Annotated in this window: 17 protein-coding genes; 12 read left to right on the top strand and 5 right to left on the bottom strand. The window is 58.3% G+C overall.

The genetic code is table 11. The annotated features are described in order from the left end of the window. Positions 1-222 precede the first annotated feature (222 nt). From L6966_RS03020 to rnc, 3 genes are read left to right on the top strand one after another with little or no spacing between them, the layout of a single operon-like run. Positions 223-684 (top strand): YceD family protein, encoded by a 462-nt coding sequence (locus tag L6966_RS03020; protein WP_237232841.1) that lies wholly within the window; start codon positions 223-225, stop codon positions 682-684. Between the two features lie 33 nt (positions 685-717). Next, a complete protein-coding gene (rpmF, locus tag L6966_RS03015; RefSeq protein WP_083091264.1) occupies positions 718-921 on the top strand; it encodes a 50S ribosomal protein L32 in 204 nt (67 codons plus the stop codon). A gap of 13 nt (positions 922-934) precedes the next feature. Beyond that, the gene (gene rnc, locus L6966_RS03010) at positions 935-1,618 is read left to right on the top strand and encodes a ribonuclease III (protein WP_083091263.1); all 684 of its coding nucleotides are present in this window, start codon (positions 935-937) and stop codon (positions 1,616-1,618) included. Between the two features lie 145 nt (positions 1,619-1,763). Here rnc and L6966_RS03005 read toward each other — a convergent pair whose 3' ends face one another. Beyond that, positions 1,764-3,275: an amino acid permease gene (locus L6966_RS03005; protein WP_083091262.1), complete on the bottom strand. Its 1,512-nt coding sequence runs from the start codon at positions 3,273-3,275 to the stop codon at positions 1,764-1,766. A gap of 86 nt (positions 3,276-3,361) precedes the next feature. Here L6966_RS03005 and mutM point away from each other — a divergent pair, with 86 nt between their 5' ends. Then, positions 3,362-4,321: a bifunctional DNA-formamidopyrimidine glycosylase/DNA-(apurinic or apyrimidinic site) lyase gene (gene mutM, locus L6966_RS03000; protein ID WP_237232840.1), complete on the top strand. Its 960-nt coding sequence runs from the start codon at positions 3,362-3,364 to the stop codon at positions 4,319-4,321. Positions 4,322-4,428: 107 nt separating this feature from the next. Here the strand turns inward: mutM and L6966_RS02995 are convergent, their stop codons facing one another. From L6966_RS02995 to L6966_RS02985, 3 genes are read right to left on the bottom strand one after another with little or no spacing between them, the layout of a single operon-like run. Continuing rightward, the gene (locus L6966_RS02995; RefSeq protein WP_237232839.1) at positions 4,429-5,523 is read right to left on the bottom strand and encodes an NAD-dependent epimerase/dehydratase family protein; all 1,095 of its coding nucleotides are present in this window, start codon (positions 5,521-5,523) and stop codon (positions 4,429-4,431) included. Then, a complete protein-coding gene (locus L6966_RS02990) occupies positions 5,517-8,228 on the bottom strand; it encodes an alpha/beta fold hydrolase (protein WP_083091260.1) in 2,712 nt (903 codons plus the stop codon). Before L6966_RS02990 ends, L6966_RS02995 begins: the two co-directional genes overlap by 7 nt. 9 nt (positions 8,229-8,237) lie before the next feature. Beyond that, positions 8,238-9,269, bottom strand: coding sequence for a 3-oxoacyl-ACP synthase III (locus tag L6966_RS02985; RefSeq protein ID WP_237232838.1), 1,032 nt, complete (start codon positions 9,267-9,269; stop codon positions 8,238-8,240). A 195-nt stretch (positions 9,270-9,464) separates the two neighbouring features. Between L6966_RS02985 and smc the strand changes: the two genes are divergently transcribed. Next, complete coding sequence (gene smc, locus L6966_RS02980; RefSeq protein WP_237232837.1) at positions 9,465-12,941, top strand: chromosome segregation protein SMC; 3,477 nt, start codon at positions 9,465-9,467, stop codon at positions 12,939-12,941. A gap of 4 nt (positions 12,942-12,945) precedes the next feature. Here smc and L6966_RS02975 read toward each other — a convergent pair whose 3' ends face one another. Beyond that, positions 12,946-14,307, bottom strand: a complete 1,362-nt coding sequence (locus L6966_RS02975; RefSeq protein ID WP_083091257.1) for an MFS transporter — start codon at positions 14,305-14,307, stop codon at positions 12,946-12,948. 149 nt (positions 14,308-14,456) lie between these two features. Between L6966_RS02975 and ftsY the strand changes: the two genes are divergently transcribed. The 7 genes from ftsY (at position 14,457) to L6966_RS02940 (ending at position 22,857) form a co-directional block, all read left to right on the top strand. Further along, positions 14,457-15,554: a signal recognition particle-docking protein FtsY gene (ftsY, locus tag L6966_RS02970; RefSeq protein WP_237224393.1), complete on the top strand. Its 1,098-nt coding sequence runs from the start codon at positions 14,457-14,459 to the stop codon at positions 15,552-15,554. Between the two features lie 302 nt (positions 15,555-15,856). Further along, positions 15,857-17,113: an ammonium transporter gene (locus L6966_RS02965; RefSeq protein WP_237232836.1), complete on the top strand. Its 1,257-nt coding sequence runs from the start codon at positions 15,857-15,859 to the stop codon at positions 17,111-17,113. A 10-nt stretch (positions 17,114-17,123) separates the two neighbouring features. Beyond that, on the top strand, positions 17,124-17,462 hold the full coding sequence (locus L6966_RS02960; RefSeq protein WP_083091254.1) for a P-II family nitrogen regulator: 339 nt from the start codon (positions 17,124-17,126) through the stop codon (positions 17,460-17,462). A gap of 112 nt (positions 17,463-17,574) precedes the next feature. After that, entirely contained in the window at positions 17,575-18,402 is an 828-nt protein-coding gene (locus L6966_RS02955) for an exodeoxyribonuclease III (RefSeq protein WP_237224395.1), read from the top strand. A gap of 424 nt (positions 18,403-18,826) precedes the next feature. Next, positions 18,827-19,810, top strand: a complete 984-nt coding sequence (locus L6966_RS02950; RefSeq protein WP_083091252.1) for an ABC transporter permease — start codon at positions 18,827-18,829, stop codon at positions 19,808-19,810. Beyond that, positions 19,807-20,781, top strand: coding sequence for an ABC transporter permease (locus tag L6966_RS02945; protein WP_083091251.1), 975 nt, complete (start codon positions 19,807-19,809; stop codon positions 20,779-20,781). Before L6966_RS02950 ends, L6966_RS02945 begins: the two co-directional genes overlap by 4 nt. Continuing rightward, entirely contained in the window at positions 20,782-22,857 is a 2,076-nt protein-coding gene (locus tag L6966_RS02940) for a dipeptide ABC transporter ATP-binding protein (RefSeq protein ID WP_237232835.1), read from the top strand. It abuts the gene before it with no gap. Positions 22,858-22,924: the final 67 nt, after the last annotated feature.

Here is a 22,924-nt window from a genome sequence, read left to right as displayed (position 1 = left end):
GCCTGTTATTGATGCACCCTCTCCGGTTCAATGTGGTTAGCCAAACAGGCCAAGCCGCTGCAATTGCTTGATTCCCTCGGCCTTAAGCGCCTAAAATAGGTGCTTGGTTTAAAATACTTCGATAGGGAGTTCGTTATTTCACGAAAAGATTCATCGCCCTTTGTGATTTCCGTGCGAGATCTCGCTCATCGCCCGGGCGCTATGGAGACCCTAGATGAAGTTATGCCAGCGCCAAACGATTTTGGCAACGCTCTCATTGAGGCGGAAGAAGGCAGCGACATTGACCTCAATGTCCGTCTGGAATCCGTTTCAGATGGTATCTTGGTAACTGGTACTGCAACTGTCACCGTCTCCGGTGAATGCAGCCTCTGCCTCGACCCGGTTGACTTTGATGTTACAGCCGATGTTCAAGAGCTTTTTGTTTTCGAGAAGGCCCCTGAGGGCGGCCCCGAAGATGAAGTAGATGAGCAGTACGCCGTAGAGAACGACGAGATTGATCTCGAACCGGCGCTGCGGGACGCAGTGATTCTTCAACTGCCGTTCCAACCCGTTTGCAGTGACTCCTGCCAGGGCCTGTGTTCCGAATGTGGTACGCGCCTTGAGGACGACCCCGAGCACCACCACGAGGTCATCGACCCCCGGTGGAACGCGCTATCGGCGCTACTCGATGCAAACAATAAATAAAACTTATAAAGCAACAAGAGAAAAGAGATAGCTGTGGCTGTTCCCAAGCGGAAAATGTCCCGTGCTAACACCCGTGCACGCCGTTCCCAGTGGAAGGCGTCTGTACCCCAGCTGGTCAAGACCGTTGAAAACGGTCGCGTCACCTACTCCCTGCCTCACCAGGCAAAGCTCGTGACTGACTCAGCCGGTAACAAACTCTTCTACGAGTACAAGGGCCGCAAGGTAGCTGACGCGTAAGTTAGCGCTTGCTATGACTAACTCTGCATCACAAGAGTTCCTGAAACGTCTCGGTATCGACATCGATACCGAGACGTTTCAGCTTGCAATGACTCACCGTTCTTTTTCCTTTGAGCACGGCGGCCTGCCCCACAATGAGCGTTTAGAGTTTTTGGGGGACTCCGTGTTATCGCTGGCTGTAGCCTCAGAGCTGTATAAAAAATTCCCTGACCTACCTGAGGGGGAACTGGTCAAACGCCACCATGTGATTGTTTCAACCCGCACCCTAGCTAACCTGGCTCGCGGCCTCAAACTGGGCCCCTGCATTCTTTTGGGTAGGGGAGAGACTAAAACCGGTGGCGCTGATAAGGATTCAATCCTGGCTGACACCATGGAGGCCGTCTTTGGTGCGGTCTATATGACGCACGGCCCAGAGGCTGCCCACAACCTGGTGCTTGCTCACACGGCCCACCTCCTCGACGATGATAAGACCCTCAACGTGGGTCGCGACTGGAAGACCGAGATTCAGGAGTATGCCGCGGCCCAGGGTCTAGGCGAGCCAGCCTACAAGGTTGAGGGCACAGGCCCCGACCACGCCCGCCGCTACACGGCACAGGTGCTCCTTGCTGGCACAGTGATGGGGCAGGGTAAGGGCACAAGCAAGAAAGAGGCTGAGCGTCTAGCCGCAGAGCAGGCCTATCACAAGGTCTACGGCTAGTCCCCGCGCTCGAAGCTGGCCGTCACTTTTCTGCTTACAAGTGCAACCAGCGTAAAGCCGACAGGTCAACCGAGGGGCGGGTTCACCGATGGATTTGGTGAACCCGCCCCTATTGTTTGCTGTGCTGTGCACAAGGTGACTCAGCCTAGGGGAGTAGGCCAAAGTCGTCCTTATCCTCCATAATCGTGATGGAACTGGTTTGGGTTGGATCCTGGCGAACTCGTTCAGCAGCGAGCCGGTGCACCCGTTTGCGCACGAGGAACCAGCCGACGATGAGGGCGGGCACCACCAGGGCCATAGCGGCCAGCGAGTAGGAGCCGATGGGGTAGTCGAAAGCGATAAGAACCAGCACCCCGATTAAGAAGAGCATAGTAACCCAGTTGGTGACCGGTGCCAGCGGGGCCCGGTAGTCGGGTCGGGCGCGCTCACCCTGGCTGGCTAAAGCAACGAAGCGGGCGTGCGGAAGGGTAATTGCCATCCAGCCAATCACGATACAGATTGCCGAGATGTTGAGAACAATCTCGAAGGCCTCAGAGGGCTTCCAATAGTTGATAGCTACACCGAGCAGGGCCACTGCACCGGTAAGCAGAATACCGCCGATAGGAACACCTGACTTGCTCATGGCACCGGTAAAGCGGGGGGCGGAGCCGTTCATAGCCATGGAATGGGTGATACGACCAGTAGAGTAGAGCCCGGCGTTGAGGGAGGAGGCCGCAGCGGTGATGACGACCAGTTGCATGATGGGGGCAGCGTAGTCGATCCCAATGGAACCAAAGAAGGTGACGAAGGGAGACTCATCAGCTGAGTAGGCACTGTAGGGCAGAAGCAGCGATAGCAGGAGCACAGACCCCACGTAGAAGAGGGCAATGCGCCATACCACGGTGTTGATAGCCTTGGGTATAGCCTTGCGGGGATCTTTAATCTCACCGGAGGCAGTACCCACCAGCTCGATACCAGAATAAGCAAAAATGACGCCCTGCGAGACAACCAGGGCTGCCAGTAGGCCGTTGGGCAGCCAACCGGACTCAGCGATGTGACTGAACCCTACGGGTGAGCCCGTCGGGGTGCCGAAAATCACGAAGAAGATACCGATTACCATGAAGAGTAATAGGGAGCCGATCTTAATGAGGGCGAACCAGAATTCAAGTTCACCGAAAATCTTGACCGAAATCAGGTTCATACTCACCACAACAACCAGCACAATGAGGGCCACAACCCACTGCTCAATAGACTGGATTGCCGGTATATATCGGCCAAACCAGTTGAAGTAGATGGCGGTGGCGGTGGCATCGACGATGGCGGTTGCCGCCCAGGAGAACCAGTACATCCAACCCACAAAAAAGGCCCATTTCTCACCGTAGAATTCACGGGTGTAGCTGACGAAGGAGCCAGACGAGGGGCGATAACTGACTAGCTCACCCAACTGGCGGAGAATCAGGTAGCCGAAGAAGCCCGCGATGGCGTACAGGACGATGAGGGAGGGGCCCGCATCGTGCAATCGGCCACCAGCGCCGAGAAAAAGTCCGGTTCCAATAGAACCGCCCATAGCAATCATCTGAATCTGGCGAGGTTTGAGACCCTGCTGAAAGCCCTGTTGCTCATGGGCGAAGGAGGGCGCGCTGGGAGGGTTACTCAGAGAATCGTGTTGCTGCGACATAGGAATGATTCTTGCACCTGATATGTTCGAGATGCTGGCGCCACACGGTGCCAGCTGACTGAACTTTTGCCAATGAAGAGGGAGAAATGCCTGAATTACCCGAGGTTGAGGTTGTGCGCCGGGGGCTGGTTGAGCACATCATGGGTGCAGAGTTCGCGCGGGTACAGGTGCTCGATGGGAGGTCAGTGCGCCGTCATGAGGCTGGGCCAGATCACTTTGAGCGAGCCTTGACCGGTTTGACGGTTGCGGACGTCGCCCGCCGCGGCAAGTATCTCTGGTTGCTTTTTGACGGAGTGGAGGAATTCGCCCTGGTCATCCACCTAGGTATGAGCGGGCAAGCCCTGCTCAAGGCCCCTGGCATGCACAGAGAAAAGCACCTAAAAATTCTGGTGGACCTATCCGGAGCAGTCGATGAAGGTGGTTGCCGGGCGCCGCTAGAGCTACAGTTTGTGGATCAGCGTATCTTCGGCGGACTCTTCCTCAGCCCACTGGTGCCGACCGCCGGGGTAGGCGGCAGGCCACTGCCGGGGGCATCCGCATCTGAGCTGGGCCTACCGAACATCCCGCAGGCAGTAGCCCATATAGCCCGTGACCCGCTTGATCCTCATTTCGATTTTGCCGAGTTTCGGCGCACCATGTTGGGCACATCCACCGGCATCAAAAAACTCCTGCTGAACCAGTCGGCTATCTCTGGGGTGGGCAATATCTACGCCGATGAAGCCCTCTGGCTGGCCCGGCTGCACTACGCCAAACCTGCCAGGGCAATCAACGCAGCCCAGGCCCGTGAGCTGGTTGAAGCAGCCCGGGCCGTCATGACCGATGCCCTGGCTCAGGGCGGTACCAGCTTTGATGACCTCTACGTGAACGTCAACGGAGAATCGGGCTATTTTGATCGGTCATTAAACGCCTACGGTCAGGCTGGCCAACCTTGCCCCCGATGCCTGACTGCCGGGCGCACCTCCCTACTGGTGAGAGAGCCTTTCGCGGGGAGAAGCTCCTACCGCTGCCCGCATTGTCAACGACGTCCACGCGGCTTGAGGGGCTAGCCATAGGGGCGTGAGGAGCGCCTCAGCCAGCAACACTCTTGGTCTCGCGGCCAGACCCCGTCTCGCTGGCTGCGGGCGCCCACCTCGCCCTGCTAGCTTGCCTCGCGTTACCTTGGCCGGGGTGCCTGTGCGAACCGCTGCCCGTAAAAGTCTCCTAGCCGCTCGTACCCCTCTTCAAGGGATACCGTAGGGGCCCAGTCCAGTAGTTCTTGGGTGCGACGCTGGTCAAACCAGTGGGCTGTTGAGAGCTGCTCGGCCAAAAATGAGGTCAGCGGCGGAATCTGCTCGGGAGCGAACCGGGCCCATATCTTTTCTAGGGCCAGACCAGCGCCGTAGGCCAGGGGAGCAGGGAGCGAATACGCAGGTGGCGTTACGCCACATGCGGTGCACATACCGGCGATAATTTCACCCACCGGGCGAGGCTGCCCGTTGGTGATTACCAGTGGAACCCCCCGAACCCGTTCGAGCCGCTGGTAGCCGCGCACAAAGGCGTCCGCACCGTTGTCGATGTAGAGAGTGTCGATGAGGGCGGTACCGTGATTGAGCAGGGGAAGGCGGCCGGACGCGGCCCGGTCAAGCACACGCTCAACGAGCTGGGTATCGCCGGGACCCCACACCAGGTGGGGGCGGAGCACCCCAACCCAGAAGTTCTCATCGTCGAAGCTCAAAGCCAGCAGCTCGGACTCAGCCTTGGACCGGGCATAGTTGCCACGGGCCTGCTGAGGCGTGGCAGGCGGATTGCCCTCACCCACGATTGAGGTGCCGCTGTGAGCAACCGAGGGCGAGGAGGTATGCAGAAACCTGCTCACTCCGGCGGCCCGGGCAGCTTCGAGCAGGGTTCGGGTGCCCTCAACGTTGACCCGGAGGTAATCCTCCCAGTCACCGACCACCGAAACCTTAGCCGCCAGGTGGATGACACCGTCTGCCGGGGGCAAGTCAGCCCCGCCGGTCAAAGCCCGGCGTACAGCCAATTGGTCGGTCAGTGAGCCGCGTACCTGGTCAAAGCGTGAGGCCAGGTGATCAGGGAGCAACTGTCTGATACCTGACTCACCGCGCTGAAAAGCCCGCACCGCATAACCGGCACGCAGGAGGGCAAAAACCACCTCGCGGCCCAACAGACCGGAGGCCCCGGTGACCAGCACGCGCTCGCCCCGCTCCGGTGCGCAGTGGGCAGAATCAAGGGGGCGCAGGGAGGTTACCACGCGATAACCCCCTTACCCAGGCGGGCCTTCTTGCCCATGAGAACCTCGCCCGCCCATCGTGCAAGTAGCTGCCGATCAATCTTGGAGTTATGACGGACATCGGTTGGTTGCTCGTCTACCAGAAGCAGGGCGGCAATATCCACACCGGTCTGGCTGTTTACCTGGCGGCGTACGCGCGCGGTCAGATCGGCCGGGGCAAGACCGTTACGGGTTTTCTTGCCCCTGAACCGGGGGCCAACTTCGGCAACGATAACTACAGCAGATGTACCCGCAGGCCCAACTGCAAGGGCAGCAGCCCGTATCACATCGGGGTCCGCCTCAGCAGCTTGCTCAAGGGCCACCGGGGTCAGCACTCCCTGGGCAGTCACCAGTACATGGGCAAGGCGGCCTTCAACCCAGAGTCGGCCTTTGGCGTCAAAATGCCCCACATCACCGGTGCGGTGCCACCCCGGAGTAGCGGTGGAGGCCTGCTCGGTTACCCACAGGGTGTCGTAGCGGTCTTTGAGATGGGGAGCCGAAACCAGAATTTCACCGGTTACACCTGGCTCTGTGGTGGTCTCGATACTGGCAGTGCCGTCGGGTAGCAGGGGGGCAAGTTGCAGGCTGGCCCCGTGCACGGCAGTTCCCACGCACACACCGTCACCGGCGCCCACAAGGTTTTCAGTGGCGTCCTGCTCAGCCTGCTGAATCTGCCCAAAACTGATGTCGGTGGCAGGCAGCACCTCGGTCATACCGTAGGGAGTGTGTAGCGACGCTGCTGGTAGCACTTTCTGTAGCCGGGTCAGTAGCTGGGAGGTGATGGGAGCACCTGCGGAGAGCATGGTAGTGACCCGGCCCAGTGCCGCCCGCTGGTCTGAGGTCAAACTGTCGAGAGTCTGAAGCACATTCATGATGGCAGCGGGGGATGCAAAGACCACGGTTGCGTCAATAGCCGCAGCGGCTGAGGCTAGTGCCGAGGCAGTCAGGGTTTTAGGCTTGGTCACGTCCATGGCCGGTGTGACGCTGGTGGCACCGAGCGCAGGCCCAAGCAGGGCAAAGGGGGCAAAGCCTGCAACCAGACCAGCCCCAGCCTTAAGGTCATAGGTTGCAGCAATGGTATCGCGCATAGCCGCAAGCTGCCGGTGGGTGTAGACCACGCCCTTAGCTGGGCCAGTGGAGCCAGAAGTGTAGAGAACCGCTGCATCAGCGTCAGGATCTGGCGTATCAACCTCAAAGGCAGTAGAGGCTTTAAAGTCGGTGATGGATCCGGCCAGCCCCAGGGCTTGCGATGCTGCCGCTGGCAGGGCGGTGGCGGCTATGCGAGTTCCGGGCCAGCCCAGTGCACGGGCGGCGGTGAGGGCTGAAGGAACGCCAATCAGCCAGGCGGGGCGGGCTCCCTTGAGCGCCCGAGTGAGCCCCCTGGCCCCCAGGCCGGTATCGGCTACCACAATCACGGCACCTAGCTTGAGGCAGGCATAGATGAGAGTGGTGAGCGTGATTCCTGGGGGAACCAGCAAATTGACCCGGTCGCCGGGGCGCACCCCGAGCTGTTGCAGGCCGGAGGCTATGCGATTAACTTCGACCGCCAGGTCCGCCCAGCTCAGCTGAGCTGCTACTTCTGTGCCGTTGCCGCGAGCACCCATATCTACCACCGCCACGCTGGTATCGTTGGCACGCTCAGAGATTTCTGCCAGCATAGGGCGGTAGGGGGCGGACGCCGGGGTCAGCTGAGCACGGCTCACCAGGTGGCGCTCACGCTGGGTGGGCTCCCCGGCGAAGTTCTCGCCCAGCCAGGTCAGAATAGGGGTGGCTATGTCTTCGTCCTCGGCAACCAGGTGGCTTGCCCGCTCAAAACGGTGAATATCGGCCTGGGGCAGACGCGCTGCCAAGTCGGCCATGTAGCGGCGCTGGAAGACCGGATCCTTGGTTCCCCAGAGCATCAGAGCCGGAACGGTGAGTTCGGTGATACCCCGGGCGGTTGCCGCCATCTGCTGGTAGCTAGGGGCTGCCTCTGTGGCAGGTATATCGGCCACAAAGTTGCGTACACCCCGCCGGTGTTCAGCGGTACGGTAGGGCAACCTATAGGCGTGCTTAACCCCTCGATCGAGAGGCTTCTGCGCCAGGCCTAGGGTGACATCGATAAAGGCCGGTGATTTTTCGGTGGCCCAGGAATGTAGCGCCGGGTTTAGTGCCGCCTGCAATGCCACGGGAATCTTCTCAGAGGAGTCATGAAAGACTGCGGTGTTTGTGAGTACAATGCCAGAGAGAACCTCACGGTGGCGTAGCGCCCAACCTAGGGAGATAAGCCCGCCCCAGTCATGGGCTAAGGTGACTAGAGGGAGCCTTGTCTGATTAAGGCCGAGAGCTGCGGTGAAGTCTCCCAAATCAGTTACCCGGTCAGTCAGGGTGCGGGTAAGCCCGGTACGTTCTGAGTAACCCATCTCCAGCTGGTCTACCGCAATCACGCGCCAGGGGTGTTCCGCCGCGCTCGCTGCGGCCAGTACCGAACGCCAGAGGTAGGACCAGGTGGGGTTGCCGTGTACTGCAAGCACCGTGCCCACCGGTGCCCGGCCCGCAGCTTCAAGGGCAGGGCCGTTATCGAGATAGTGCCAGGTGCGAACCGTCCCCGGGGCTTCAACCGGTGCAGACGAGGGCACTTCACGCCTGTGGGACCAGGTAGCTTCAACGCCGGGCCATGCCTCAGGGGTCGGAAAAAGCTGTTCCATCGCCACCTCCTACCAGGTGATTTCCATCAGTGCGGTGTTCAGGCCCGAGCCCACACCCATGCAGAGGATACGGTCGCCCTTGGCATAGTTGACGGAGTCTTCTGCCAGGGTCATGGGAAGGGCAGCTGCTGCCACGTTACCCCAGACAGGAAAAGTTAGCGGAATACGGTCACGGTCAATGCCCACGGCCTCAATAATGGCGTTCGTGTGGGCGTTAGAAATCTGGTGGGTCACGTAGGAGCGCATATCTCGCCAGTCCCAACCCTGCTCATGGGCCTCTTGCCAGGCCTCAGCAACCAGCTGTAGGCCGTGTTTGAGTAGCCCCGCAGCGTCCGTGTTCATTCCCTGGTCTGCCTCACCGCCGACGCAGAGGTTGCGGTGTTCGGTACCTGCCCGCGAGACTGAACCGACAATGCGGTGCCCCTCGGGGTGGGTATCCGAGCGACCTATCACGGCGGCTGCTGCCCCTGACCCCAAGGTTAAAGTGGCGAACTGGGCCAGCACATCATCACGGGTAGCATCCGGGCTGTTCAGCTGGCGTAGGGCGGTGGCGTGCCAGGGGGAGGGGTCCTCTCCGTCTACGATGAGGGCATAGTCAATCGCACCAGCATCAATCATGCTTGCCGCCACCGTAATACCGTTCACAAACCCCAGGCAGGCGTTGGTGATGTCAAAGTTCAAGGCCCGATGGGGTAGGCCTAAACGGTCGTGTACTCCCACAGCCACAGCGGGCTCAAAGTTATCGCGGGTCACCGAGGTGTTGATAATCAACCCAATCTGGTCTTTGGGCACCCCGGCCTGGGTAAGAGCGGCCTCGGCAGCTGCTACCGCCCCGTCCTCAAAGTGCATTGACTCGCCCCAGGCGCGGCGCTCACTGATTCCTGCAAGGCGTTCAAGCAGGCCCTTGGGCATCTTGAGGCGTTTGTAGGTTGAAGCGAGCTGCTCATCAAAATAGGAGCTGGTGACCACTTCAGGGGGTAAAACCCTGGTGACAGACAGCAGAGAAGCATTGGCGTGGCGGATATCTGAGTTAGTGGTCAATCTCTTCTTCTAGCCTTGGGATGAACATGGGCTCCGCGCTTATTTGAACATAGAGCGCACTTTTTCAATAATATGCGCACTCGGCTATCTCAATGCACATTGGCGTTACCGGTTCATCTCACACCGAACAGCGCTCTTGCGCTGAGGTAAAGTGGTGGGGCAAGTTCTCTTACCTTCTTGTCGATGGGCTTAAGTATGTATCTGAAATCGCTGACCGTACGAGGTTTTAAATCGTTCGCTCAGGCTACGGTTTTTGAGTTTGAGCCCGGGCTCAACGTGCTGGTGGGGCCCAACGGGGCAGGCAAATCGAACGTGGTAGATGCCCTGGCGTGGGTCATGGGAGCGCAAGGTGCCAAGGCCCTGCGCGGGGCTGCCATGAAAGACGTGATTTTCTCGGGAGGCTCGGCGCAGGCAGCGCTGGGCCGAGCACGGGTTGAGCTGGTTATTGACAACACTGATAGGTCTTTACCCGTTGCCCTGGACGAGGTGAAAATCGCCCGCACCATGTTCTCAGCTGGCGGCTCTGACTATGAAATCAACGGGGAGCCAGCCCGCTTAGGCGATGTGCAGGATCTGCTGGCTGATACCGGCGTGGGCCGTGACCTTCACACCCTCATCGGGCAGGGGCAGGTGGACCGAATTTTGCACGGTACATCCGCTGACCGTCGTGAACTCATTGAACAGGCAGCCGGTTTGCTCAAGCACAGGCGTCGCCAGGCAAAGACGGCGGGCAAACTAGATGACCTTAAGGCCGATCTTAATCGCCTGGAAGACGTAGCTACTGAACTCGAGAGTCAGCTCGAAGGGCGCCGGGAGCAGGCTGATGCTGCCCGTATGGCTTCAGAGGTGGCATCACGTGTCCGCACACTGACAGCTGATGTGCTGAGGTTCGATGCTCTGGCGGTTCAAAGAGAGCGCGAGCAGCTGGAACAGGGCTGGAACAAGGCCGGTGAAACCCGCCAGCAGGCCCAGCTGCGTTCCGAGGAGCTGGGGGAGCAACTGGCCGCCACTGAGCGGCAGCTCGATCAACAGCGTGATCAAGCCTCCTTCTTAGCTGAACACCGTGCACAGCTACAGACCTTAGCTCACCGTGTTGAGACGGTTCAGCTGATTGCCAGTGAACGGGCTGGTAGCCCGCTCAGCGATGAACACAACGAAGAGGTAGCTACTCGCCTGGAGCGGGCTCAGCAGGTGCGTGACGCTGAGCTGGAACAGGCCAAGGACGCCGCCGCCCGGCTCCGTCAGGCCCAGAAGCTTATCGCTCGGCGCCGAGAGCAGGGCGAGGCTGCGGAGAAAGAGCTAGCGCAGGCGAGAGACAAACTAGCTCAAGCTGATGAGTGTGCTGATAAGCACCGAGAACAGGTATCGGAGCTGACATCACAACTGGCAGCGGCACGGGCTTCTTTTGAGCGCGCTGAGGGAGAACTGGCCCGCCGCCGTCAGGAGCAGGATGAGTTTAGCCGTCACCAAGGTGAGGCCACCGGCAGGTTAGAGAGTGCCCACCGAGAGCGAGCCGAAGCTGCCGACGCGGTAGTGGAAGCGCAGCAGAAAGAGAAGGTAGCTCGTACGCGCCGAGTGAGAGCGGTAGCCAAAGTCGACTCAGCACGTACCCGCGCACATGAAGCAGAACTTGAGGTTGAGTCTTTGCAATCCCGGTGCCAGGCGCTAGAAGCTGCCTGGGCTAACGAACAGTCAGCTTCTGGTGACGCGGTTGCCCGGGAGGAAGCTCAGGCAGGTGGGGCCCAGGAAATTCTATCTTTACTTGATGTTGCGGAGCCCTGGCAGACCGCTGTTTCATCCTTGCTCGGAGCCTACGCTACCGCTTTGGTAAACACTGACGGAACCGGCATTGAGGGCAAGGTCAGCCAAGTGTTCGCACCCCCTGCCAGCCAACCAGCAGTAGAGAGCTCCCCACTCTCTGAAGCTTCGCCTGATATCGATGGCGTTGACGAGCTCTGGCAGGCTATCTCAGCTTCTGACTACCTCAAGAGAGCCCTTAGCCAGCTGTGGGGCACAGTCTATCTGTGCGACTCTCTTGAAACTGCCCGCCGGGCGATAGCACATTGCCCCGATGCCACGGCCGCCGTAATCGACGGAACCCTACTCACAGCAACCTCGCTGCTGCTACCGGGTGCCGCGCGCGGCTCTCTAGAACTCTTCGGGCAGCTACAGAGCTCTCGTAAGAATCTGCAACTCAGCGTGGCCGCTCTTGAGCAGGCACAGAGCAAGCATGAGCAGGCCCAGCAGGCACTCACCGATGCGCAGGCAGCCGAGAAAGCAGCAGCACACGCGGCCGGGCAAGCCCAGAGCAAGCTCACTCAGGCTGACAGCCAGCTGGTTGCCCTCAAGGCCACACAGTCACATGAAACCGCCGAGGCTACTCGCCTCAACGACGCTGTCAAGCGAGCTACAGCGTCCTACCGTATCGCCCAGAAGCACCTCACAAGCGCAACCAAGGCTCTCGATCAACTCCCTCCCCAAGCCCCTTCAGACCGGGCAGCTCTGGATAAGGCCGTGCTGGCCGCTACCGACCGGCTGACCGAGATACAGTCCAAACTAGCTCAGGCTCAGGCAGAAGCTGCCAGCGCCGAATCCAGCCAGCAGACGGCCCAAGCCCGCCTGGCTCAAGCTGAAAGTGCTCTCGCTGCGGTGACCACCTCGTACAAGACCTCTCAAGAGTGCCGCACCCAAGCGATAGCCAACCGTACCCGTGCTGAGGGAGTCACCGCTAAAGCGGTAGTACTCCGCCGGTCCATTCACGCCCTCCTAACGGCAGCGGACGCCGAACTTTCGGCCGCCCGTCGCAGCCAGGCGCAGACCGAGCAGACTCTCGCGAAGCTACGCGCAGAGCAGGAATCAGCTCAGCGTTCACTTGCGGACGCTCTCACCCTCCACGCCGAAGCCGCTGCAACCCGCGCTCGCCTTGAGGCCCGCTGGGAGGCCCTTGAGACGAGGGCAGCTGAGGAGCTGAGCCTGAGCCCGGCCCAACTAGTGGCTGGCCGTGATGTACATGAGGTGGATCGTCAGCAGGTAGAGGCTGAACTGGGTCGAGCCCGGGCCGAGCTGGCGCGTTTGGGTGTGACCAATCCGTTAGCTCTTGAGGAATACGAGGCCTTACAGCAGCGTCATGACTATCTGCGCCAGCAAATTCACGACGTGAGAGCCAGCCGCGCTGACGTACGTGCAGTGATGAAAGATGTCACTGAACATATTGACGCCGCCTTCACCGCGGCCCTGGCGGATGTTCAGGCAGAGTTCAGCCGTATTTTTGCTCTGCTTTTTCCCGGGGGTGAGGGGCAGCTTATTCTGGCTGACCCGCATGACCCCGGGCGTAGCGGGCTTGATATCCAGGTGAAACCGGCGGGTAAAAAAGTGACTCGACTTTCGTTGCTCTCGGGTGGTGAGCGCACTCTGGCGTCACTAGCCTTGCTACTGGCTACTTTTATGGCTCGTCCGGCGCCCTTCTATGTGCTTGACGAGGTTGATGCCGCCCTAGATGACCGTAACCTGGGCCGCCTGCTACAGGTGCTGGAGCAGCTACGAGAGAAGTCCCAGCTCATGCTGATTACCCATCACCAGCGCACTATGGCGCAGGCCGACACTCTCTATGGTATTTCGATGCGTGACGGTGTATCGACTGTGCTATCGCACCGAATGAGTGACCCCGCCTAGCGACCTATGTGCCGGTATAGCCCGGGTCGGCAACGTCTTGCGGGTACTTGGGGGCGTAGCCGGGGAACCAGCCTGCTGCTGCAACCAGCAGAAGAGCACCAGCTAGCGCGAAAGCGGGGAAGTAACCTGAGCTGTCAATGATGAAGCCAGCGATGAGCGGCCCTGCAATCATGCCGATATCTGAGGCCATCTGGTAGTAGGCCAGGGGCTGGCCGCCGGAGCGTTTGTTGCCCACCACATCAGACACGGCAGCCTGGAGTGAGGGCCCTACCAGGGCCGCTGAGATACCGAGTAGCACAGCTGCACATACAAAGAGCAGGGGCAGTGTGATGGTTCCAAAGACGATGGTGATAGTGCCCGCTAGGATTAGCCCTGAGAAGACCATGGGGCGGCGGCCCACCCTGTCGCCCATCTTGCCTGAGTATATCTGCATGAGGGCGTTACCCGCTGCAAAAGAAGCGAGCGTAAAACCGGCCAGGCGGGCGCCTTCTAAGGCGGGGTCGTAGCCGCTTTCACCCGTGTGCAGGGTGGTAAGTAGCGCTACAGCTGCCAGCGGTAGCACTGTTGATTGCAGACCGAAAATGGCCCAGCCTACGGTGAAATTGGTGAAGAGGGCCGCCTTGTAGTTGGTGAAGCCTAGGGCATCGCTGAACTTAAGTTCGGGCTTGGGTACTTCAATACCCTGGGTGTTCAGGTGTACCTCGTGGGGCTGGTCTTTGAGTTGAGTCAGCACCACCAGCGAGGCGCAGAGAAGCATGGCTGCGTAGACGAAAAAAGGCACTCGCATACCGAGCGAGGAGGCGGCCGCACCGAGCACCGGGCCCAGAATATTGCCCAACAGAAAAGATGTTGCAAAATAGCCCGAGACCCTGCCCCTAATGGTGGGCGGCGAGTTGCGTACAAGAATGCCCATGGCCGCTACAGTAAACATAACCGAGCCGGTGCCCCCGATAATGCGCGCGCCAATCAGCATAGGGTAGTTGACAGAAAGACCCGCACCGATAGAGCCAATGCCCACGATGATAAGGCCAGCTGAGTAGATACGGCGTTCACCAAAGCGGGTGATGAGGTGGCCGGAGGCCGGTGCGAAAGCTAACCGTGAGAGCGCGAACGCTGAGACCACAAAGGTTGCTGCCAGGGCACCTACGTCAAAGCTACGGGCAAAGCCAGGTAGCACCGGTGCAACCAGGCCGTAGCCAAGCGCAATGAGAAAGGACGCGGCGATGAGCACCTTAATCTGTGAGGGAATTTTGATCGACGGTGTATGTTCGGCCTGAGCAGGCTGGGCCTGTAAGTCAGCGGTAACGGGTGGAATGACGGGGTGCGCGCCGGTTTCGGGGGAGGGGTTAGGCAGGCGATGAGACATTCAGGAAGTCGTGGTTTCTGTGTGGGCGGTTACGGTGCTAGCAGTATCTTAGCTCACGTCTGCCCGGTGCGGGGTGATGCGCTCAGAAGTGCGTTCTAATCTCTGCTACGGAGGCTGTAACACAGGGCTGTTTGTGGCAAGCTAGAAGGGTGAATGATTCTCTGACTTTGATTGTGTACATACTGCTCGGTGTGCTGATTTTGAGCGGCGTGCTTTTAGTTCTACTGCGCGGCCCCAAGGCACCCAAGGGCGGCTACGAGACTACCCACGAGGACGATGATCTGCAACCGGCCGGTGAGCCTGTTACTACTATTGAGCGCCCGGCATCCGCCCAGGGCCGTCTGGTGCGTTTGCGGGCCCGTCTCTCTCGCTCCAACACTGCGCTGGGTCAGGGCCTGTTGGCTCTGCTCTCACGCGACAGGATTGATCAGGACGTTTGGGATGAAGTTGAGGAGACCCTGCTTCTTGCTGATGTAGGCGCTGAACCTGCTACCCGACTGGTTGAAGCTCTGAAACAGCGGGTGCGTGTTGAGGGTACCGAGAATCCGGAGCACGTGAAGCAGATGTTGCGTGAGGAGCTACTCGCTATTGTTGGCGAAGACACCGACCGCTCCCTCACTATGGACGGTGAGGGCGAGAACCCCGGCGTGGTGCTGGTGGTTGGTGTTAACGGCGTGGGTAAGACAACCACCGTGGGTAAGCTGGCCCGCGTTATGGTGGCTGAAGAGAAGAGTCTACTGCTGGGGGCGGCTGATACCTTCCGTGCTGCGGCAGCTGATCAGCTACAGACCTGGGGTGACCGGGTGGGTGTCGATACGGTGCGGTCAGATAAGGACGGTGCCGACCCGGCTTCTGTTGCTTTCGAGGCGATTCGTGAGGGCAAGGCCCGTGGGGTGGATACCGTCATGATTGATACTGCGGGCCGCCTGCAGAACAAGGCCGGTCTGATGGACCAGCTGGGCAAGATTAAGCGCGTGGTTGAAAAAGAGGCACCGGTTACCGAGGTGCTCCTAGTGATTGATGCAACGACCGGCCAGAACGGCATGATCCAGGCCAAGGTATTCTCAGAAGTTGTACAGATTACCGGTATCGTGCTAACTAAGCTTGACGGCTCGGCCAAGGGCGGTATCGTCGTGGCAATTCAGGAGGAGCTCGGTGTGCCGGTCAAACTTATTGGCTTAGGGGAGGGCCCCGATGACCTGGCTCCCTTCGAGCCCGGTGCCTTTGTTGACGCACTGCTTGACTAACTTATTGCCTCTGCCACTCAATACCATCTATATCGGGAAACCCAGGCGGGTCTTTCGGTGTAGATGGTCTTCTTCTTTAAACATCGGTGTTACCCCGTGAAACCTTCCTGTAACCGCTGTTTTCATTCTCGCAACACTCAGAGGTCCACTGTAACTCACCAGTAACCCTTGCCAACATTGGGTGAAACACACCTGGCGAAGAATAGAACCTGTCAAACATGCAAGGCGGAGCCTGGCACGGCCAGCTTCGTAGCAGATTAAGAAACAGGCAACCTGACGGGTAAAGAAAAGGGGTTACAGTCATGGAACTGACTGCCAGCGATGTGTGGACCGTGGTCGCCGCGGCTCTGGTGCTCTTCATGACGCCGGGCTTGGCGCTCTTCTACAGCGGTATGACCCGAGCCAAGTCGGCTCTCAATATGATGATGATGTCCATTATTTCCATGGGACTGGTAGGGGTCTGCTGGGTCTTGTGGGGCTATAGCATGAGCGGGGGAGATGCCCTGATCCCAGACATTGTGGGTTCCCCCGTCAATGACCTTGGGCTGGCAGCCACTCTGGCAGCTGGGGGAACAGACCTGCTGGCTGTTGCCTTTAGCTCAACCTTTGCAATTATCGCGGTAGCTATTATCTCCGGCTCAATTGCCGACCGGGCCCGCTTTGGTGCCTGGTGCATCTTTGTGCCCCTGTGGTTGACCCTGGTCTACTGCCCGCTGGCCTTTATGGTCTGGGGCGGAGGTCTCTTTGGTGAAGAGGGCTTCATCGGGTCTATCTTTGGTGAAGCGATTGACTTTGCCGGTGGTCTGGTCATCCACATCAATGCCGGTGTTGCGGGCCTGATTCTGGCCCTTGTACTCGGTGCCCGCAAGGGGTTTGGCGAAGATCCCAATCAGCGCCCCCACTCCCTGCCCCTGGTCATGCTGGGTGCTGCAATTCTCTGGTTCGGTTGGTTCGGTTTCAACGTGGGTGCCGCCTCAGACAGTGCTCAGGCTGGTCTGATTTGGGTCAATACCCTAGCTGCTCCGGCAGCTGCCATGCTGGGCTGGTCCCTGCTCGAGCGTATTCGTGACGGGCACGTGACCTCCCTGGGCGCAGCATCCGGCCTGGTCTCTGGCCTGGTGGCTATCACCCCTGCCTGCGCCAATGTCAGCCCGGTTGGTGCCCTGGCCCTGGGTTTTGTCTCCGGCGTCGCATCGGGCTGGGCTGTTGGTCTCAAGTATCGCTTTGGCTATGATGACTCACTCGATGTTGTTGGCGTGCATCTGGTCTCGGGTATCCTCGGAACCCTGGCGCTGGGCTTTATCGCAACACCCGAAACCGGCACTGCGGGTCTCTTCTATGGCGGCGGCTTCGGTCTACTGGTCACTCAGTCGGTAGCTACGATAATCTCCATGCTTTACTGCGCAGTCGTCACTCTTATAATCGTCGTTCCTGTCCACCGTGCTATCGGCTTCCGCGTGACTGAAAAGCAAGAAATTCAGGGCATTGACCTAGCTCAGCACGCAGAGACCGCCTACGCCATGTCAACGGGTGCCTCCGGTGCCTTCTCTAAGAACTAAGGGTAGAGCTATGAAACTGATTACAGCTTTGATCCAACCAGAAAAATATGATGAAATCCGTGAGGCACTCGAAAACTTCGGTGTTGACGGTATGACGGTTTCGGAGACTCAGGGCTACGGCCGCCAGCATGGGCATGTGGAGGTTTACCGGGGAAAAGAGTACGATATCCGCCTCATCCCCAAGGTTCGCCTAGAGATTCTGGCAGCGGCTGATCGAGCCGAAGACATCATTGATCTGATCATCGCAACGGCCAACACCGGTAGCGCCGGTGATGGAAAAATCTGGGTGAGTACCGTTGATGAGGTGGTACGTGTTCGCACGGGCGAACGCGGCGTCTCAGCAATATAGTCGTCGTCACCGAGTGAGGGCCGGGGAGTACATGAGAACACCCCGGCCCTTGGCACACGTGGGGTGCGGGGCGTTCACAGGTGGGTGCCCTGGTGACGGTAGACTGGTGGGCATGAAACTTGTCTCGTGGAATGTTGACTCCTTAAATGCTGCCCTCACCGGTGAGTCTGCGCGTGCCTTGCTCTCACGCGATGTATTTGCATCAATTGCAGCGCTGGCCCCGGACGTTGTGGCGCTACAGGAAACTAAACTGTCGCCTCAGGGCCCAACCAAGAAGCACGTGGAGGCCCTACAGGCCTACTTCCCTGACTACACGATAGTGTGGGCGTCTTCGGATGCGCCTGCACGCAAGGGCTATGCAGGTACTATGTTCCTCTACCGCCAGGAGCTGGAACCGGTCGTGACGTACCCGCGTCTCACAGCGCCCACAACCATGGACTCGGAGGGGCGTATGATTACCCTGGAGTTTGATGACTTTTACGTCACCCAGGTGTACACCCCCAATGCGTCTGAAGGCCTACGCCGCCTGGCTGACCGCCAGGTTTGGGATCGCCTCTACGCCGACTATCTGGCGACCCTTGATGCCTCAAAACCTGTACTGGCAACCGGCGACTTCAACGTGGCTCATACCGAGATTGACCTGGCGAATCCAAAGTCTAACCGCCGCTCACCGGGCTTTACCGACGAGGAACGTGAGGGGTTTACCCACATTTTGTCCCGTGGTTTCAGTGATACGTTCCGCCAGGTGCACGGGGACGTGACGGGAGCCTACACGTGGTGGGCTCAGCGGTCCCGCACCTCTAAAATCAATAACACAGGGTGGCGTATCGACTACTGGCTGGTCTCTGACCGGGTAGCTGAGAAGGTGCAGTCTTCTGAGATGGTTGACTCTGGCCCCCGCCAGGATCATACGCCAATTCTTCTAGAGATTGACCTGTAAGGTTTCTTGTTTTCATGTGACGGTGAGGGCGCTCTGCAGATAGCGGAGCGCCCTTCATGCTGGGCGGGAGGGGTAACTCCTCAGCCGAAGTTGCCCTAGTTTTGATTCAAAATCTGACATGAATTATTAAAGATTTTTTAACCATATTGCGCAGATAAACTGTTTTAAGGGTCTTTTAAAGACGATCCATCTACCGCTTAAAGCCCGAATTTTCGGGGGAGTTGGGGCCAAGGTTTTGAGTATGTAAACGGCCTGTAAACAGGTAGAGGTACTCAGCGGTAACCCAGGGGAGCCTCGACGCTTGATGTGATGGGTGCTACTACATATACTCGTTGACAATACGTCAGTATATGCCGGGTATCATAACTTCGGCAGTATTTGTAAAGGCACACACAATGTTCGACTCCACGAAAGAGTTCGTCTCATGATTAAGTACCTGCTCAGGCGGGCCGCGACTTATGCCATCATGATTTTTTTGACGACTTCCGGTGGCTACTTTCTCGCCGTTAACTCTTTGAACCCAGCGCTGCTAGAGCAGGAACGCGTCCCTCGCCCCACTCCCGAGCAGATTCAGAGCAACTTCTCCGCCTTGAACCTTGACCCGTCCATGAGCTCCTGGGAACGCTACACGCAGTGGCTAACCAATATAGTTCTTCACTGGGATTGGGGCCGCAGCCCGAACGGTGCCTTCATCAACGCTGAGTTTGGCCAGCGTGTTTGGGTATCGACGCGCCTCTACCTGATTGCTGTCCTGCTCTCCCTCGTCATCGGTGTGGCCCTCGGTGTCTACTCAGCTGCCCGCCAGTACAAGTTCTCAGACCGTGTGATTACCGGCTACTCCTACCTGGTGTATATCCTGCCAGCTCCTATCGCCTACTTCCTGGTCCAGCTGGGTGCCGTGGCAATCAACAACATGTCGGGGGAGCGCATCTTCTTCGTCACCGGCATTTCTTCACCAGGGGTTGAACCGGGTATACCCTACATACTTGACCTAGCCGCCCACTACATCGTCCCAACTTTCTGTATCACGATTATGAGCTGGGGCGGTTACCAGATTGCCCAGCGCCAGTACCTGCTCGATAGCGTTAACGCCGACTTCGTGCGAACCGCCCGCGCTAAGGGCCTGACCCGCAACCAGGCCATTCGACGTCACGCTCTGCGTGTCTCCTTCATTCCGGTGGCTCAGTCCATCGCCTATACAGTCCCAGCCATCTTTACCGGCGGCTTCTTCGCCGAAGCAATTTTTGCCTGGCCCGGTATTGGTCTTTGGTCGGTTCAGGCTATCGGCGCCCAGGACGTCAATGCCGCGGTCGCGACCCTGGCCTATGGCTCCTTCATCTTTGCAGTTGGTGCAATCATCGCTGATATAGCCACCACCGTCGTCGATCCCCGAGTGAGGATCTCATGAGTAATTCACCCTCCACCGATTACAACAACCTCACCGGTATTATCACCAAGGTTGATCAGGCCAAGGCTGACTTCGAGATTATCAGCAAAAAGAAAATTATCTTCCGTCGTTTCATGCGGAATAAGACCGCGGTTTTTGGCCTTGTGGTTCTGCTGCTGGTCATAGCTTTTGGGCTTTTTGGCGGCTACCTCTCGAAATGGGATACCACCACCATTGACCCCTTCTATATTTCCACCGGTCCCAGCGCTGAACACTGGTTTGGAACCACCAGCGCAGGCACAGACCTGTACGCTCAGATGGTCGAAGCGGTGCGCACCTCGGTTTTCATCGGCCTTATCGTAGGTGCTATCTCGGTAGTTTTTGCAGCTATCTACGGTTGCCTCATGGCCTACTTCGGCGGCAAGATCGATAAGACCATGCTGTTCGTCCTCGAAACCCTGATTATGGCACCCAGCCTGCTGGTTGTAGCTATCGTAATCAACGGTGCTGGCGGCCAGGCTATTCGCGATAATCTACCCGGTTGGCTCATTCTGACCATCGTGCTTCTGATCTTCAGCTGGATGTACACCGCCCGTGTGATTCGAGCTATGGCCATGTCGTTGATTTCGCGTGACTATGTGAAGGCTGCCCGCTACATGGGCGTGCACCCCTTCAAGATTGTCTGGCGTCACCTGGTACCCAACATCGGCTCCCTGATGGTGCTTGAATTTACCCGCGGCATCACCGCAGCGATTCTAGCTGAGGTGTCTTACACCTTCATTGGTATCGGCGTGAAGTACCCCAACTTCTCACTGGGGTCACTCATCGCCCAGGCCTCAAGTCAGATTAATACCCTGCCCTGGATGTTCTGGATTCCGCTGCTGTTCTTCTTCCTGCTGGTTGGCCCCCTGGCCCTGATGAACGACGGCTTGCGTGACGCCTTCGATCCTACCTCCCTGTCCGTTGGCAAAGTTAAGAAAAAGAAGAAGTAAATGAGCACTACACCAGTACTGAGCGTTAGAGACCTCAACGTAAAGTTCAATACCGAAAACGGTATTGTGCACGCGGTGCGCGGCATTGACTTCGACCTATATGCGGGCAAGACGCTGGGCATCGTAGGCGAATCTGGCTCCGGTAAGTCGGTTGCCTCTATGGCCATTATGGGCCTGCACCCTACCACCGCAGACATCACCGGCTCAATCAAGTACAACGGCACCGAGCTGCTGGATATGAGCGATAAGCAGATGTGTGACTACCGTGGCAAAGAGATTTCCATGGTTTTCCAGGATCCGTTGTCGTCGCTGACTCCGGTTTTTACTATCGGCCACCAGCTAGCTGAGGTGCTCAAGGTCCATAATAAGGGCATGAGCGATAAGGCTATTCAGGCTCGCTCTATCGAACTTTTGCGTTTGGTAGGCATTCCTTCCCCCGAGAGCCGTCTCAAGTCCTTCCCCCACGAGTTCTCGGGTGGTATGCGTCAGCGTGTCATGATTGCTATGGCCATTGCAAATGACCCCCGTGTGCTGATTGCAGATGAACCGACGACCGCGCTTGATGTGACCATTCAGGCCCAGGTGCTTGAGGTTATGCAGAAGGCCCAGGAAGAAACCGGGGCAGCTACCATCATGATTACCCACGACCTGGGTATCGTCGCTGGCATGGCCGATGAAATTATGGTGATGTACGCAGGCAAGGCAGTAGAGCATGCTGCAGCTGCCGACCTCTACAAAAAGCCCTCCATGCCCTACACCATCGGTCTGCTGGGTGCCGTGCCCCGCGTGGACCGCAAGGAAAAAACCTCGCTGGTACCGATTGAGGGCACCCCGCCCAACTTGCTCAAGCCCGTGGTCGGTTGCTCCTTCGCAGCCCGCTGCCCTGTAGCTACGGACGCCTGCCTGACCGAGGAGCCGGAGCTCAAGTTGATTGCAGGTACCGGCGAGAACCACCGCTCAGCTTGCCTGTACGCAGAGAAGTTTGTCAATGAACGTCCTGAACAGATGTTCCCTGTTCCCGCTATCCCGACCTCCGCACTCGACGGTGTACCCCGCGAAGAACGTGCGAACGTGCTTGAGGTCAAGGACGTTAGAAAGTTCTTCCCCCTCACAAAGGGCGCTCTCATCAAGCGCCGCGTGGGCACCGTCAAAGCGGTCAATGGCGTTAGCTTCGATATCCGTGAGGGCGAGTGCTTCTCGATCGTGGGTGAGTCAGGTTGCGGTAAAACCACCACTCTGCTCGAAATCATGGAGTTCTCCAAAGACATCGACGGCGAAATTGTCATCGCTGGTGTCTCCAATAAGCAGGGTCTGCGCGGTTCAGAGCTCAATGCCCTCCGTAAGAACCAGCAGATGGTTTTCCAGGATCCAACGGGTGCACTCGACCCCCGCTTCACCGTCTACGAAATTCTGGCCGAACCCTTGCAAAACCAGGGTTGGGCAGTCAAAGACATCAAGAAGCGTGTGCTTGAACTGATGAAGACCGTTGGCCTACAGCCCGACCATGTTAACCGCTTCCCCAACCAGTTCTCAGGCGGCCAGCGCCAGCGTATCGGTATTGCCCGTGCTCTCGCTGTTAACCCCAAGCTGGTGGCTCTTGATGAGCCCGTCTCGGCTCTTGACGTATCGGTTCAGGCCGGTGTGATTAACCTGCTGGAGCAGCTGCGGGTGGAGCTGGGTCTGAGCTATCTGATGGTGGCACACGACCTGGCTGTGGTACGTCATGCCTCTGACCGAGTAGCTGTGATGTACCTGGGGCGTGTGGTTGAGATTGGAGATGTGGACGAGGTCTTTGATAGTCCCGTGCACCCCTATACCAGAGCTCTGCTCTCTGCCATCCCTGTGCCCGATCCCGAGGTGGAGGCTAATCGCCGGCGTATTGTGCTGGAAGGCGACCTACCCACCCCCGTCAACGCACCGGAGGGTTGTGCTTTCGCTACTCGCTGCCCCATCTTTAAGCTACTTCCCGATGATAAGCAGAAGAACTGTACCGATAACGTCCCCGCACTGAGCCTGGCAAGCGAGGATCATAAGTACGCCTGTCATTATCCCGAACACGAAGTCGCTATGAGATGAATTACATATATAGCATGTAATTGACGTCACTTCTATTTTTATGTCTGACCCATCCTCTTTACAAAGG

The organism is Rothia nasisuis (genome assembly GCF_928381405.1).
GTDB lineage: Bacteria > Actinomycetota > Actinomycetes > Actinomycetales > Micrococcaceae > Rothia > Rothia nasisuis.
Note: the sequence above shows the minus strand (reverse complement) of the source record. Positions and strands in the feature narration are given on the sequence as shown.